Below are 15780 nucleotides of genomic sequence, written 5' to 3'. Positions count from 1 at the left end.
GCCGTCAAGAAAACGTTACCTTGCCGCAAAGCGTCCCAAATGTGGCCTTTTCGCATAGCAAAAGTTGACATGAGGCACCCACAATCCTATCGCGCTCGATAAGCCAAGAGGAGGACTTTTCATCGCTACGACCATCACCAGGCTGGGCCTTGCCGCCTTTCTCGCCCTTGGCCTTGCCGGGCAGGCCCTTGCGCATGCGCATCTGAGATTGGCCACGCCCGCGGATAAGAGCACAGTCAAAAGCTCGCCCGGTGAGCTGAACCTGATCTTTACGGAGAGCCTGAACCTCAAATTCTCCGATGTCAAAGTGACCGGCCCGGACAAGGCGGCCGTCAAGCTTGGCGATCCCGAGCTCACACGGAACGGCAAAGCTCTAACGGTTCCCGTTTCCGCACCCCTTGACGCAGGCGCCTACACTGTCGAATGGCATGTCCTTTCCACCGATGGCCATAAGACCAATGGCAGCTACACTTTCACCGTGAAGCCTTGATCGACCCGGACGCAGCGCTAGCGGCATGCCGCTTCCTTCACGATGCATCGCTGATGCTTCTGTGGGGCACCTCTGCTTATCTCTGCCTTATGGTGCCGAAAGCGTTGGCCGATAAAGTCTGGCACATGTTCGCCGGCGCATCCGTCGTCACGGCTTTGGTTGCGGTCCTTGCCACCCTCATCTCGCTGCCGCTTGCAGTGGCCAGCATCGGTGACGGCTGGAGCGACGCCATCGATGGCGGCACGCTCCACGCAGTCTTGTTCGAGACGACGGTGGGGCGAGCCTGGCAAGCGCAGGCTGCGGCCGCCCTAATCCTCCTTATCGCCTTACTGCTGCCGGGGCGTTGGCGCTACCAGGGCATCGCACTCGGCTCCGGCCTCGGCCTTGCGGCACTGGTCCTGACCGGACACGCCTCGATGTATGAGGGCGGGTTGAGGATTGCGCATCGCGCCAACGATATCCTTCATGTTCTGGCCGGCGGCGGCTGGCTGGGCGCTCTGGTGCCGCTGATCCCCATTCTCCGGCTTCTGAGCCAATCCGAATACCGGGTTGAGGCGCTGCTGGCGCTAAGGCGCTTCTCGACGGCCGGGCACATCGCCGTGGTGCTGGTCATCGTCTCCGGCATTGTCAATACGATGCTGGTCCTGAAACATTTGCCGACGGACTGGTCGTCGTCCTATCAAGCGCTGCTTGGCCTCAAGATCGCGCTTGTCGCCAGCATGAGCCTGCTGGCGATCGTCAATCGCTATGTCCTGGTGCCGCGCATCGGGCATGATCAGGCGCGCGCGTTGAATGCCATCCGCCTCGGGAGCATCGCCGAGATCGTCCTCGGTATCGCCGTCATCGCGCTGGTGGCCGTCTTCGGCATGCTCGAACCGGTCTGACGATCACGCCGATAGCAAGCTCACGACGGACCTGATCGCTTCGGCATCTTCCGTCTTCGGCCTGTATTCGAGGCCCACCCTGCCCTCATAACCATGGGCGAACAACCAGTTCAGCCGGTCAGCCAGATCGATCTCGCCCGTACCCGGATCGTTGCGGCCGGGATGATCGGCGACATGGACATGAACGATACGATCGACGCGCCCGGCGACGACCTCTTCCGTGCGCTCGCCCATCACGGCTGAGTGGTAGATATCGTAGACGATGCCCACTTCCGGCCGGCCGACCTCGTCGACGATATCGAGGCCTTCCGCCGTCGAGGACAGATAATAGCCGGCGTGGTCGACCAGCGTGTTCAGCGGCTCAAGGCCGAGACGCACGCCCGAGCCCTCCAGAATATCGGCACCGGCGCGCAGGGCGGAGACCAAGGCGGTGCGCTGCTCGGCGCGTGAAAATTCCGGCAGATCATCTCCCGCCTGCGCGATCAGAACCGGAGCACCAAGGCGTTGCGCGACCCCGACGGATACCCGCAAACCCTCCAGCCAAGCTGCCTTGTTAGCCGGATTCGTCAGCGCGATCATCGGCTCGGCAACAAGGCCGGCAACGGCTATGCCCGTTTCCGCCACCGCCGATGCAATCGCATCCACATCCTTGTTCGTCCACCACCAGAACTCGACCGCATCGAGGCCGGCCCGATGCGCCAGGCGGATGCGATCGGCGAAATCATCGCCCTCGTGGGCAAACAGCCATTCGATGCACGCCGAAAATTGCCGCATGAAAATCTCCTCCCCAAACAGATCTAGAGAAGTGCGACAGATCGATGGCGGCGGCAAGGGGCCTGCGGCTAGAATTGCGGGGCCGGTCGCCGCATCGGGGGTCTGATGGCCTCGACGTTCATCGAGGTCAGGACCCGCATGTCGCGGCGGAAGTCCGAGGGCGTCATGCCGGCAATGTGGCGGAAGGATTTGTTGAAGGCGCTGATCGAGCCGAAGCCGCTGTCCATCGCCACCTGCAGCACATTGGCGCCGTCACGCATCAACATCGCCTGGGCACGCGACAGGCGCAACAGGTTCACATATTTGCCAAGGGTCATGCCGGTGCACTTCTTGAAGAGATTCATCGCATATTTCGGATGCAGGTCCGCCGCCTTGGCGATATCGACGGTATCGATGTCGTGCAGGAAATTGCCGGCGATGAAATCGCACATCCGCGCCAGGCTGCGAGACGATTGCGGATGCACCTGCCCGCCCATCGCAGGTTCCCGTTTTTCCGGCAACATCAGATAGGGCTCGAAGGCGATGCGCTCGAGGCGCAGCAGGAGTTCGGCGACCGCATGGCCGGCCTTGGCCGGATCGCCGGAGACGGCATAGCGATGCCAGCGTGCGAAATTCTCGTTGTCGGCGGCATCAGTCGCCGAGGTCACCAGGATCTGGCCCCGCATCAACCGCCCGGAAATATCGAGCGGCAGGCGCATGCGGAAAAAATGCACCAGCGGCAGATGCGCGCCGGCATAGATCGAATCCTCCGACGAATCATCCATCTGATGCGGCTGCCCGCCCCAGAACAGACAGATATCTCCGGCACGGAGCTGAACTTCATGATCGTTCATGCGGTAATGCACGGTGCCGCGCATGATATAGTTGATCTCGACCTGCGCATGCCAATGCGGCTTCGCCATCAGGGGCGGATGGGTATGAAACATCTGCAGGGTGGTCGGCAGCCCTTCGATGCTACTTGCACCCGGCTGATAGACCGCTCGATCACCCACCTTACTTTTCGCCAAGTCAATGTTCCCTTTTTAGGAGACAGAAGCGTACCGACAGATAGTTTAAGCGCGTTCGTTAGAGGACGGCAATTGAAAAGGGAGGATTTTCAATGCGTTTAAAACTTCTTGGCGCGACTACGCTCGCCGCCATGCTTGCTTCTGGCTCCGCATTCGCCGAGCAAACCACCATTACCGTCTGGAGCTGGAACGTCGCCGCATCGGCGCTGAAATCCACGCTTGAGGGCTTCAACAAAAAATACCCTGATATCAAGGTCGATGTGCAGGACATCGGCAACCCGCAGGTCTTCGACAAGATGCTGGCTGCCTGCGCCGCCGGTGGTGACGGCCTGCCGGACATCATGTCGATCGAGAACCACAAGGCCGAGATTTTCTGGAACCGCTATCCGGACTGCATGACCGACCTGACGAAGCTGGGCTACAACGCCGATATCAAGAAGCTTTTCCCGGATTTCAAGCGCACGGAGCTGGAAGTCGGCGATGCCGCTTACGCCATGCCGTGGGATTCCGGCCCGGTCGCGATGTTCTACCGCCGCGATCTCTATGAAAAGGCCGGCATCGATCCGGCAACGATCAAGACCTGGGACGATTTCATCGCCGCCGGCAAGAAAGTTTCCGCCGCCAATCCTGGCGTGGTCATGTCGCAAGCCGACTTTAACGGCGACAGCGAATGGTTCCGCATGCTCGCCAACGAGCAGGGTTGTGGCTATTTCTCGACCGACGGCCAGAACATCAGCATCAGTCAGCCGGCCTGCGTCGCAGCGCTCGACAAGATCAAGGCGATGAAGGATGCTGGCACGCTGACGGCGGCCAACTGGGATGAGAAGATCCAGTCCAACACGGCGAACAAAGTTGCGACGCAGATGTATGGCGGCTGGTACGAAGGCACCTTGCGTTCCACTTCGCCCGATCTCTCCGGCAAATGGGGCGTCTATCTGATGCCGAGTATGACGGCCGATGGCCAGCACGCGGCCAATCTCGGTGGTTCGTCGTTGGCGATCGCCAGCAGCTCCAAGAACAAGGAAGCCGCCTGGACATATCTCAACTACGTGCTCAGCACCAATGAGGGCCAGGTCACCATGTTGAAGTCCTTCGGTCTGGTGCCGTCGCTACTGTCAGCAGTCCAGGATCCATTCGTCAACGAGCCGCTGCCCTATTGGGGCGGTCAGAAGGTCTGGGCCGATATCCTCGCGACCTTGCCGAAGATCAATCCGGGCCGCGGTACGCAATATTGGGGTGATGCCGACCCGATCTACAGGGCCGTGCAGACGAAATACCTCGCCGGCGGTTATCCCAACGGCAAGGCAGCACTTGACGACGCTGCCCAGCAGATCGCCTCGGCGACCGGACTGCCGATCGCAAAGTGAGTGACACAGCCGGGCGCGCCTCCCAAGCCGCGCCCGGCATCCCCGCCGCCCGAGAGGCGGCGGGGATGTGCCCTCGCGTGCCATCTTATGGGGTATAAAAGGAGAAGACTTTCATGCGGCTGCGAAACCGGAGCGCTTACGCGTTCCTTGCGCCCTATCTTCTGGTGTTCGCCACCTTCTGGATCTGGCCGATCATCAATTCGTTCCTGATTTCGTTCCAGAACACACGCGTCAATCCCTGGGTCTTCAGCGCTTCGGTCAATTGGGGACGCCTGTTCGGCGACCCGGCCTTCTACAACGCGCTTACCAATACGCTGATCATCCTGGTGATCCAGGTTCCGGTAATGATCTCGCTCGCCACCGTCATGGCGGTGCTGTTGAATTCGCCGCTGTTGAAGGCGCGCGGCCTCTTCCGCTTTGCCTTTTTCGCGCCGGTCGTGGTCGGCGAAGTCGCCTATGCCGCTGTCTTCCGGCTGATGTTCAACGTGGATTTCGGCATCATCAACAAGCTGTTGAACGGCGTCGGCATTGCCTCGATCTCGTGGTTTTCCGAAGCGCATGCCGCCATGCTGCTGATCATCATCGCCGTCACCTGGCGCTGGGCCGGCTACAATGCCATCATCATACTGTCCGGGCTGCAATCAATCCCCGAGGATGTCTATGAGGCCGCCACGCTCGACCGTGTCAGCCGGGTCAAGCAATTCTTCCACATCACCCTGCCGCTGTTGAAGCCGATCATCCTCTTCTGCGTGGTGTTGTCGGTCATCGGAACGATGCAGCTCTTCACCGAGCCCTTCCTGATCACAAATCGTGGTGGTCCCGGCGGCGCAACGGAAACGCTCGGCATCCTGCTCTATCGACAGGGCTTCACGTCGCTCAACTTCGGCTACGCCTCCGCAATCGCCTATACGATGGCGGCGCTCGCCGTGGTTATCTCTCTTCTTAATCTCTGGGTGGGGCGCGAACCGAAATGAAAAGCAAATCCAGATCCAATCTGATGCGCACGGTCGCCCTGCACGCGCTGCTGACGCCGCTCGCCCTTATCTGGCTGTTTCCGCTGTGGATGATGTTCATCTTCTCGACCATGCCCGACGAGGGCATCTTCAGCTCATCCATCATCCTGACGCCGTCGACGAGCTTCTTTGCCAATGTCCGCAACCTGCAGGCCGATACCAACTTTCTTGGTGCGCTGACGATCTCGATCGGCGTCGCGATCATCTATACCGTGCTGTCGGTTTTCCTGACGTCCATGGCCGGATGGGCGCTGGCCCGCTATCGCTTCCGCGGCCAGTCCCTCGTCATCGCCATCATCCTCGGAACGATCACGCTGCCCTATTCGGTCGTGGTTATTCCGCAGTTCATCATGGTGGCGCGCGACTTCGGGCTGGCGAACACCTGGGTCGCGCTGATCGTGCCGCCGTTGTTCAACTCGCTCGGCGTGCTTTTCATGCGCCAGGCCTTTTCGATGATGCCGGCCGAGCTTTTCGACGCCGCCCGCGTCGAGGGCGTCAAGGAATGGCAGATCTTCCTGCGCATCGCCCTGCCGCTCGCAAGGCCGACCATGGCCGCGCTCGCCATCATCCTGTTCCTGGCATCCTGGAATAACTACCTCTGGCCGCTGCTGATCAACTCCCGACCGGGCATGATGACGGCGCCGGTGGCATTGGGAACACTGATCGGCCTCACGAAGGTCTCCTGGGGCGGCATCATGGCCGGGGCGGTTATGCTGACAGCGCCGATCCTCGTCATCTTCGTTCTCCTGCAACGTCATTTCATCGCCGGCATCGCCGCTGGCGCAATCAAGTAATTCCGGGAGATCCCGTATGGCAGAACTGTCCCTTACCAATGTCGTCAAACGCTACGGTTCTCTGGAAATCATCCACGGCGCCAATCTCGAGGTGAAGGACGGCGAATTCGTCGTCTTCGTCGGACCTTCCGGATGCGGCAAGTCCACGCTGTTGCGCATGATCGCCGGACTGGAGGATATTACCAGCGGCGAGCTCAGCATTGGCGGCCGCGTCGTCAATGATGTCGAGCCGGCCGATCGCGGCATCGCCATGGTCTTCCAGTCCTATGCGCTCTATCCGCACCTCACCGTCGAGCAGAACCTGAATTTCGGTCTGCGCATGAACGGCAACCCCAAGGCGGATACCGACCGTCGCGTCAAGCACGCCTCCGAGATCCTGCAGATCACCGAGCTGATGCAGCGCCGGCCGAAGCAGCTCTCGGGCGGCCAGCGCCAGCGTGTCGCCATCGGCCGCGCCATCGTGCGCGAACCGGAGATCTTCCTGTTCGATGAGCCGCTTTCCAACCTCGACGCCGAACTGCGCGTGCAGATGCGCGTCGAAATCTCGCGCCTCCACAAGAAGCTCGGCACCACCATGATCTACGTGACGCACGACCAGACGGAGGCGATGACGCTCGCCGACAAGATCGTCGTGCTGCGCGGTGGTAACATCGAACAGATCGGCGCGCCGCTCGATCTCTACGACGATCCCGTCAACCAGTTCGTCGCCGGCTTCGTCGGCTCACCGAAGATGAATTTCCTGCTTGCCGAGGTCGTCGACAATCAGCCGGGCCGCGTCGCGGTGGTCCTGCGCAACCAGCGCAACGTCCGCCTGTCGCTGCCGAACACAACCGCCGGAGTCGAAATCGGCGAGCAGGTGACGCTCGGCGTTCGTCCCGAACACTTCCTCGAGGCCGGTCGCGGCGATGTCGACATGACCGTCGACGTCGATGTTGCCGAGCATCTCGGCAATACCAGCTACATCTACGCCAATGTCGCCGACGGCGAGCAGATCGTGATCGAGCGTGAGGAGTCCCGCAATGCCAGCAATCGGGACACGCTGACCGTCGCCCTCTCCGCAGCCAAGACATTCCTGTTCGACAGCGCCGGCAATCGATTGCGATAGGCGCCCATTCCAGCCCCTCCCAAGACAGCATGAAGATTGAGGAAAGGATTAGTTTCATGAGTACAGATGCACCCATCCGCTGGGGAATCATCGGTCCTGGCACGATCGCCAAAACATTTGCCGACGGCGTTGCACATTCGCGCGGCGGAAAGCTCGTGGCCATCGCCAGCCGCAACCCCGACAAGCCGGGCCTCGGCGACAATTTCCCTGGCGCACGCATCGTCAATGGCTATGAAGCGCTGCTCAGCGACAAAGACGTTGACGCCGTCTACATCGCCACGCCTCATACCGGCCATGCCGAATGGGCCATCAAGGCGATTCGCGCCGGCAAGCATGTCCTCGTTGAAAAGCCGATCGCTCTATCGGCCTATGATGCCGAGGCAATCTATTACGAAGCCAGGAAGGCCGGCGTCTTCGCCGGCGAAGCCTTCATGTACCGCGTGCATCCGCAGACGGCGAAGCTGATCGAACTGGTGAAAAGTGGCGTGATCGGTGACATCCGCATCATCCGCTCGTCCTTCGGCTTCAACATGGGCAGCGTCAAGCCGGAGCACCGGCTGTTCGCCGCCGAAACCGCTGGCGGCGGCATTCTCGATGTCGGCGGCTATCCGGTGTCGATGGCCCGGCTGATTGCCGGTGCGGCCGAGGGTAAGCCGTTCCTCGATCCTGACAAGGTCTCCGGCGTCGCTCATCTCGGCCAGACCGGCGTCGACGAATGGGCGTCCGCCGTGCTGAAGTTCCCGAACAACATCATCGCCGAAGTCTCCTGCTCGATCATGGCGAACCAGGACAATACGCTGCGCATCATCGGCTCCGAAGGCCGCATCGAGGTCAAGGATTTCTGGTTCGCCTCCGGTCACAGGGGTGGCGTCGGCAAGATCGAGCTCATCAAGGGTGGCGAGACGCAAGTCATCGAGGTCAAGGAAGACCGCTGGCTCTATTCCTTCGAAGTCGACGCTGCCGGTGACGCCATCCGGGCTGGAGCCAAGGAATTCGCCTATCCGGGTATCGGCTGGGCCGATTCGATCGGCAACCTGCGCGTTCTCGACCAATGGCGCGCCTCCATCGGTCTCGAATATGAGGTTGAAAAGGCAACGCGGCGGACGACGAACATCGCCGGCGCGCCCGTCACCAAGGGCAACAGCGTTCCGAAGCGCTCCATCCCCGGCATCGCCAAGCCGGCCTCGATCGTCACGCTCGGCTTCGAATTCTTCCCGAACTTCGCCGCGGCATCGCTGACGCTCGACGCCTTCTACGAGGCCGGCGGCAATGCCTTCGACACGGCCTATGTCTATGGCGGCGGCAAGACCGAGAGCATCTTCGGCGATTGGCACACCAGCCGGAAGGTTCCGCGCGAGGAGATCGTGCTGATCGGCAAGGGCGCACATTCGCCGCTCTGCTACCCGGATATGATCGCCAAGCAGCTCGACCAGTCGCTCAACCGGCTGAAGACCGACTATGTCGACATCTACTTCATGCATCGCGACAACACCGCCATTCCGGTCGGCGAATTCGTCGATGCCATGGATGCCGAGGTCAAGGCTGGCCGCATTCGCGGCATCTTTGGCGGCTCCAACTGGACCCGCGCCCGCTTCGACGAGGCGATCGCCTATGCCGAGAAGAATGGCAAGGCGGCACCATCAGCCCTTTCCAACAACTTCTCGCTGGCGGAAATGCTCGACCCGATCTGGGCCGGATGTGTCGCCGCCTCCGATGACGAGTGGAAGAGCTGGCTCAATGCCAAGCAGATCCCGAACTTCGCCTGGTCGAGCCAGGGCCGCGGCTTCTTCACCGACCGCGCCGGCCGCGACAAGCAGAGCGACGAGGAACTGGTGCGCGTCTGGTATTCCGACCGCAATTTCGGCCGCCGCGACCGCGCGATCGAACTGGCGCAAAAGCTCGGCCGCAACCCGATCCATATCGCACTCGCCTATGTCGTCGCCCAGCCCTTCCCGGTCATCCCACTGATCGGCCCGCGTACGATCGCCGAACTGGAAGACAGCCTCTCGGCTCTCGACATCAAGTTGACGCCGGATCAGGTGAAGTGGCTCGAAGGCTGATATCGGCCGACGATCGGCCTGGGAAACCGAGCCGATTGCCACTCTTATGGTGAAACAAAAATGGCCCGCTCCTCCAAGGAGCGGGCCATTTTGTTGTTATCGCCTCGTCGGGTCACGCCGCGAAATCGAACGCCTTGGTTTCGGAGCCTTCGAAGCCGAGAAGATAGGTCTTCCGCTCGAGACCCCCGGCAAACCCTCGCAAATCCCCCGCCGCCCCAATGACACGATGGCAAGGCGCAATAATGGAGATCGGGTTCCGGCCATTGGCGGCGCCGACCGCCCGTATCGCCTTGGGCGCATCGATTTGTTCGGCAATCTGCGTGTAGGAGCGCGTCTCGCCGAAGGGAATGGTGAGCAGCGCCTGCCAGACTTTCTTCTGGAACTCCGTACCTGAGAAATCGAGCGGAAGATCGAAGACCCGTCGTTCCCCGGCAAAATATTGCCGCAGCTGCCGCTCCGTTTCGACCAGGACCGGATGGCTCTCATCCTCCGCAAGGATGGTCAGGGGTACGCGGCCCGGCCGGTCACTATCCCAGAGGATCGCCGCAAGCCCCTTATGGCTGGCGACAAGCTTCAGCTGGCCGACTGGCGAGTCCATGAGCCGATAAAAACAATCTTTCCGCGCCTCGCGCACTGTTTTTGCCATGCCAATGTCCTCCTGCCGAAACCGGAATGAAGGGCTGGGGGCGACGCTGTTGCCGTCTTCAACCCGATAGCGGCGATTCGACCACGCCACTGACGATACCAATATGATCCGAACGACCGGCAACCGCCCACCCGAAAAGCATTTCTGTGGAACGAAAACACAATATTTTGAGGCTGCATTTTTACTGACGCGTTCAAGCGCGCGTCTTCGCAATGGCCTCCGCCGCAAGGGCACCGGTTTCGTAGGCGCCATGGGCCGTGGAATAGCGCGTTGCCGAACAGGCTTCGCCGGCAAAGAAGAGACGCTGATCGTGGGGCGCGGCAAGAACCTGCCGCAAGTCGGAGGCGCCGGGCGCCGCATAGGAATAGGATCCACCGATAAAAGGCTCGCTGGCCCAGGCAGACATGACCGCCGGCGACAGCATGCCTTCAACGTCCGAACCGAAGAAGCGCTTCAGCTGTTCCACCGAAAAATCGAATGCCGCCCCCATGCCTGCCCGCTCAAGATCAAGGGCAAGATCACCTGCAAAATAGGCTTCGATGACGGGAGCGCCGAAAGGCTTCAGCTGATAGGATCCGGTTCGGTCGCTATGATAGGAGCCGAGAATATGCGCATCGACCGGAAGGGCCTCCGGTGTCCGCAACTGCAGAAAAAGCTTGTTCGCCAAGCCTAGTGGCAGCTGTGCCGCGGCCTCGATCTTATCGGGAAGCGGTGGCCAGAAAGCAATCCTTTCGGCCGCGAGAATGTTCGTGGAGACGGTGATGATAACGGCTTTCGCCCTCAGGTCGCCCTTCGCGGTCGATAGAACAATATGATCTGCCGCACTGTGGTCGATACGGCGGACTTCCGCTCCGGTATGAACCGGAATCGGTGCCGCATATGTCGCAACCAGCGCTCCGTAACCTTGCCGCACCCGCCAATCCGGACCCGAACCTGGATCGTAACGGCTCTGATCGATGGCCGAGGACCGGTGTAACTCAGCCCCGGTGATGAAGCCGCCTAGCGCGTGGATATAAGCATTCCAGGGATTGCCGGCCGCAAGTAGCGCCGACAGAGCCGCATCCTCCTCTCCGTCATAGGCATGGACCCTCTCGAGGAATTCGTTGGCCGCGATCCGCGCCGCTTTGGCGTCGCGTTCATCCCTCTGCAATTGCAGGCCGCCTTCGCTCCAGGGCGCCGGCGTGCGGTCGACCGTCAGCCCAATCTCCTCGGCGATCCCCGTCCAGGCATTCGTTCTTGCGCCATGCAGCCAGCCGCACCCGAGGTCGAGCGCAAAGCCGCCGAGTTCGGCCGGATTGACAGTCTGGGCTCGACCGCCGATGCGCTCGGAGGCTTCGAGCAGCAGAAGCGACAGATCGGGTCGTAGCGACTGCAGCCGCCGCGCCGCGCCGACGCCTGCGGCTCCCGCGCCGATAAAGGCGACATCGACGTCGCCGCCTGCCAAGGTTTTACCAGACATTTCGTTTCCTCAGGAGACGCATCGTCTCATTGCACTATCAGGTCGGCGGAGGCATTCGGCGCTGATGTGATCGGGGCCACTTACCTTGCAATCAACCATGCTGATCGTATAGCAGGCCTGCGCGCAAAGGATTAAGTGGGGAAATCGACATAAGGTCATGATCGGCATTCATGGATTGGCCCCGGCGCTTTTGCCGATAGCTTTGCCTTTAGGTGACCGCCCACGGGCGGCATGCAGATCACGCCCGAACGGCTTTTGGTCTAGCTGGCCTTGGGGTATCTAGGGGCTTAAAAACGCAAGCATCCCGCGGGAGGCGGGCTTTTTATTGGGCTTCAGTTTTCGCGCGAGCGATAGTGGTCTTGGAGGGGAAAGATTTGGTTGCGGGGGCAGGATTTGAACCTGCGGCCTTCAGGTTATGAGCCTGACGAGCTACCGGGCTGCTCCACCCCGCGTCACCAAAGCGAACCCGAAGGGTTCGTCGAAGCTTGAGCAAGTTGGTTTACCAACTTGCGTCATCCGAGCAAATCCAAAGGATTTGTCTCGTGTTAGGCGGGCACCTTTTCAGGGTCAACCCACCTGATATTTCAGAACCGTGACGGTCCTTTGGAAAGCACAAAGGCCGCTTTGTAGCGGCCTATTGTAACACGGCTTTTGCCGCTTGGTGATGAGAAGATTTGAAGTTGCGTTTTGCAGACCTGGCAGCGACCTACTCTCCCGCGTCTTAAGACGAAGTACCATGGGCGCAGGGGCGTTTCACGGCCGTGTTCGGAAAGGGAACGGGTGCGGCCACCCCGCCATAACCACCAGGTCGGCAAAGCGCAACTTTAATTGAGAAGCTGGCAGGCTTTCGCCTGTATTTTTAAACACGTCTTTGGCGTTCATTGCGGACGAATGCGTTGCATTCGTCCGTGAGATGAACAGCGGCAATGAGAACAATCAAGCCAATCGAGCTATTAGTACCGGTAAGCTTCATGCGTTGCCGCACTTCCACACCCGGCCTATCAACGTGGTAGTCTACCACGGCTCTGATAGGGAACACTCGTTTTCAGGTTGGTTTCCCGCTTAGATGCCTTCAGCGGTTATCCATTCCATATGTAGCTACCCTGCTATGCCCTTGGCAGGACAACAGGTCCACCAGAGATATGTCCATCCCGGTCCTCTCGTACTAGGGACAGATCCTGTCAATATTCCTACACCCACGGCAGATAGGGACCGAACTGTCTCACGACGTTCTGAACCCAGCTCACGTACCGCTTTAATTGGCGAACAGCCAAACCCTTGGGACCTGCTCCAGCCCCAGGATGCGATGAGCCGACATCGAGGTGCCAAACAACCCCGTCGATATGGACTCTTGGGGGTCATCAGCCTGTTATCCCCGGCGTACCTTTTATCCGTTGAGCGATGGCCCTTCCACGCGGGACCACCGGATCACTATGACCGACTTTCGTCTCTGCTCGACTTGTCAGTCTCGCAGTCAGGCGGGCTTATGCCATTGCACTCGACGACCGATTTCCGACCGGTCTGAGCCCACCATCGCGCGCCTCCGTTACTCTTTCGGAGGCGACCGCCCCAGTCAAACTACCCACCATACACTGTCCCGGATCCGGATAACGGACCGCGGTTAGACATCCATGACGATAAGGGTGGTATTTCAAGGATGGCTCCACAAGAACTGGCGTCCCTGCTTCAAAGCCTACCACCTATCCTACACATGCCGACACGAATGCCAGTGTAAAGCTATAGTAAAGGTGCACGGGGTCTTTCCGTCTGACCGCAGGAACCCCGCATCTTCACGGGGAATTCAATTTCACTGAGTCTATGTTGGAGACAGCGGGGAAGTCGTTACGCCATTCGTGCAGGTCGGAACTTACCCGACAAGGAATTTCGCTACCTTAGGACCGTTATAGTTACGGCCGCCGTTTACTGGGGCTTCAATTCAGAGCTTGCACCCCTCCTTTTAACCTTCCAGCACCGGGCAGGCGTCAGACCCTATACGTCGTCTTGCGACTTCGCAGAGCCCTGTGTTTTTGGTAAACAGTCGCTACCCCCTGGTCTGTGCCACCCTCACATACTTGCGTATATAAGGGTCACGCTTCTTCCGAAGTTACGCGTGCAATTTGCCGAGTTCCTTCAACATAGTTCTCTCAAGCGCCTTGGTATACTCTACCTGACCACCTGTGTCGGTTTCGGGTACGGTCTATACGGTGGAGCTATTTCCTGGAACCGCGTCCCCGCACACACAATCCAATAAGTGTGTACAAGTTAAGCAATCCGTCACTACCACCAGGCCCACGAATATTAACGTGGTTCCCATCGACTACGCGTGTCCGCCTCGTCTTAGGGGCCGGCTAACCCTGCTCAGATTAACTTTAAGCAGGAACCCTTGGTCTTTCGGCGAGAGGGTCTCTCACCCTCTTTATCGTTACTCATGTCAACATTCGCACTTCCGATACCTCCAGGGCCCCTCACAGGTACCCCTTCACAGGCTTACGGAACGCTCCGCTACCACTTGCGATTGCTCGCAAATCCTCAGCTTCGGTGCATGGCTTTAGCCCCGTTACATTTTCGGCGCAAAGACCCTTGACTAGACCAGTGAGCTGTTACGCTTTCTTTAAATGATGGCTGCTTCTAAGCCAACATCCTGGTTGTTTTGGGATCCTCACATCCTTTCCCACTTAGCCATGACTTGGGGACCTTAGCTGGAGGTTAGGGTTGTTGCCCTTTTCACGACGGACGTTAGCACCCGCCGTGTGTCTGCCTGATAGTACTCCCCGGTATTCGGAGTTTGGTTAGGATCAGTAAGACGGTGAGTCCCCATAGCCCATCCAGTGCTCTACCCCCGGGGGTATTCGTCAGACGCTCTACCTAAATAGATTTCGCGGAGAACCAGCTATTTCCGAGTTTGATTGGCCTTTCACCCCTAGCCACAAGTCATCCCAATCTATTGCAACAGATGCGGGTTCGGTCCTCCAGTTGGTGTTACCCAACCTTCAACCTGCTCATGGCTAGATCACTCGGTTTCGGGTCTAATGCAACAAACTAAATCGCCCTATTCAGACTCGCTTTCGCTTCGCCTACACCTACCGGCTTAAGCTTGCTTGTTACACTAAGTCGTTGACCCATTATACAAAAGGTACGCCGTCACCCTTGCGGGCTCCGACTGTTTGTAGGCATCCAGTTTCAGGTTCTATTTCACTCCCCTTGTCGGGGTGCTTTTCACCTTTCCCTCACGGTACTGGTTCGCTATCGGTCATGCACGAGTACTTAGGCTTGGAGCGTGGTCGCCCCATGTTCAGACAGGATTTCACGTGTCCCGCCCTACTCTAGGACAATAAGTGTATTTACGCGTACGGGGCTATCACCCTCTACGGCAAACCTTTCCAGGTTCTTCCACTTTAACACTTATTGCCACTGGCCTGGTCCGCGTTCGCTCGCCACTACTTGCGGAGTCTCGGTTGATGTCCTTTCCTGCAGGTACTTAGATGTTTCAGTTCCCTGCGTTCGCTTCTTACACCCTATTTTATTCAGGTGTAGATACCTTATGATAATACCTAGAAACCTGAAGTGTTTCACCAGCCACCAAAGCGTTGAACCTACACCGCATAAGCGGTGACGGCCCTTGGCCTTGCGAAGCCCAACGGGCTTCGATCCTTTTCCCTCGCCAACCCAGAAGAGTTAAGCAGGAGACTAGGATGGTTGACTGGTCAGTCAACAATTCAGATTTTCTAGGTATTTAAGGTGGGTTTCCCCATTCGGAGATCCATGGATCAAAGCTTATTCGCAGCTCCCCACGGCTTTTCGCAGCGTATCACGTCCTTCATCGCCTGTGCATGCCTAGGCATCCACTAAATGCCCTTATAACACTTAATCGTTCTCATTGCCGATGCTCATCATCTAGTTGATGTTTCAATAGAAACAGCAACAGACCGGGTTACCTTTTACAACCCAGTCCACTCAACAATGCCATCGACGTGTTCGACAGATCTGCTTTACGCATAACCCCTTAAATCCAACGGATTTAAGGAAAGGCTTATGCGAGATATTGGAGCTACGCCGAGCAGCTCGCTTGCAGTCTGTCTTAAGACCAGCTTCTCGAGATTGGATCCGATACCGCGCGGTCAGGCAACGGTAATCCAGTCGCCGTCGAGATGCAGTCCAAAGGACTACAAACAACACGCGCA

At 59.0% G+C, this 15780-nt stretch carries 11 protein-coding genes, 1 tRNA gene and 2 rRNA genes; 7 read left to right on the top strand and 7 right to left on the bottom strand.

Going from position 1 to position 15780, the window contains the following annotated elements:
* The first annotated feature begins 208 nt into the window (after positions 1 to 208).
* The gene (gene copC / locus HB780_RS26110; RefSeq protein WP_435693892.1) at positions 209 to 490 is read left to right on the top strand and encodes a copper homeostasis periplasmic binding protein CopC; all 282 of its coding nucleotides are present in this window, start codon (positions 209 to 211) and stop codon (positions 488 to 490) included.
* 53 nt (positions 491 to 543) lie between these two features.
* Positions 544 to 1374: a copper homeostasis membrane protein CopD gene (copD, locus tag HB780_RS26105; RefSeq protein WP_286203070.1), complete on the top strand. Its 831-nt coding sequence runs from the start codon at positions 544 to 546 to the stop codon at positions 1372 to 1374.
* Between the two features lie 3 nt (positions 1375 to 1377).
* On the opposite strand, the gene HB780_RS26100 is transcribed toward copD, so the two are convergent.
* Positions 1378 to 2148 (bottom strand): TIM barrel protein, encoded by a 771-nt coding sequence (locus HB780_RS26100; RefSeq protein ID WP_183690425.1) that lies wholly within the window; start codon positions 2146 to 2148, stop codon positions 1378 to 1380.
* 68 nt (positions 2149 to 2216) lie between these two features.
* Complete coding sequence (locus HB780_RS26095) at positions 2217 to 3161, bottom strand: helix-turn-helix domain-containing protein (RefSeq protein ID WP_183697476.1); 945 nt, start codon at positions 3159 to 3161, stop codon at positions 2217 to 2219.
* Between the two features lie 86 nt (positions 3162 to 3247).
* On the opposite strand from HB780_RS26095, the gene HB780_RS26090 reads away from it, so the two are divergent.
* The 5 genes from HB780_RS26090 (at position 3248) to HB780_RS26070 (ending at position 9494) form a co-directional block, all read left to right on the top strand.
* Positions 3248 to 4522, top strand: a complete 1275-nt coding sequence (locus tag HB780_RS26090; protein ID WP_183690423.1) for an ABC transporter substrate-binding protein — start codon at positions 3248 to 3250, stop codon at positions 4520 to 4522.
* A 113-nt stretch (positions 4523 to 4635) separates the two neighbouring features.
* Complete coding sequence (locus tag HB780_RS26085) at positions 4636 to 5496, top strand: carbohydrate ABC transporter permease (RefSeq protein ID WP_183690421.1); 861 nt, start codon at positions 4636 to 4638, stop codon at positions 5494 to 5496.
* Positions 5493 to 6329 (top strand): carbohydrate ABC transporter permease, encoded by an 837-nt coding sequence (locus tag HB780_RS26080; RefSeq protein ID WP_183690419.1) that lies wholly within the window; start codon positions 5493 to 5495, stop codon positions 6327 to 6329. The genes HB780_RS26085 and HB780_RS26080 overlap by 4 nt, the downstream gene beginning before the upstream one ends.
* A 16-nt stretch (positions 6330 to 6345) precedes the next feature.
* Complete coding sequence (locus tag HB780_RS26075) at positions 6346 to 7434, top strand: ABC transporter ATP-binding protein (RefSeq protein ID WP_183690417.1); 1089 nt, start codon at positions 6346 to 6348, stop codon at positions 7432 to 7434.
* Positions 7435 to 7490: 56 nt separating this feature from the next.
* A complete protein-coding gene (locus HB780_RS26070) occupies positions 7491 to 9494 on the top strand; it encodes an aldo/keto reductase (RefSeq protein WP_183690415.1) in 2004 nt (667 codons plus the stop codon).
* A gap of 112 nt (positions 9495 to 9606) precedes the next feature.
* Here the strand turns inward: HB780_RS26070 and HB780_RS26065 are convergent, their stop codons facing one another.
* From HB780_RS26065 to HB780_RS26045, 5 genes are all read right to left on the bottom strand, one after another.
* The gene (locus HB780_RS26065; RefSeq protein WP_183690413.1) at positions 9607 to 10140 is read right to left on the bottom strand and encodes a methylated-DNA--[protein]-cysteine S-methyltransferase; all 534 of its coding nucleotides are present in this window, start codon (positions 10138 to 10140) and stop codon (positions 9607 to 9609) included.
* Between the two features lie 193 nt (positions 10141 to 10333).
* Positions 10334 to 11599: a flavin monoamine oxidase family protein gene (locus HB780_RS26060; protein WP_183690411.1), complete on the bottom strand. Its 1266-nt coding sequence runs from the start codon at positions 11597 to 11599 to the stop codon at positions 10334 to 10336.
* A gap of 375 nt (positions 11600 to 11974) precedes the next feature.
* Positions 11975 to 12051: transfer RNA gene (locus tag HB780_RS26055), tRNA-Met, on the bottom strand.
* Positions 12052 to 12292: 241 nt separating this feature from the next.
* Positions 12293 to 12407, bottom strand: a 5S ribosomal RNA gene (rrf, locus tag HB780_RS26050).
* Positions 12408 to 12531: 124 nt separating this feature from the next.
* A 23S ribosomal RNA gene (locus HB780_RS26045) occupies positions 12532 to 15469 on the bottom strand.
* Between the last annotated feature and the right edge of the window lie 311 nt (positions 15470 to 15780).

This window comes from Rhizobium lusitanum, assembly GCF_014189535.1.
GTDB lineage: Bacteria > Pseudomonadota > Alphaproteobacteria > Rhizobiales > Rhizobiaceae > Rhizobium > Rhizobium lusitanum_C.
Note: the sequence above shows the minus strand (reverse complement) of the source record. Positions and strands in the feature narration are given on the sequence as shown.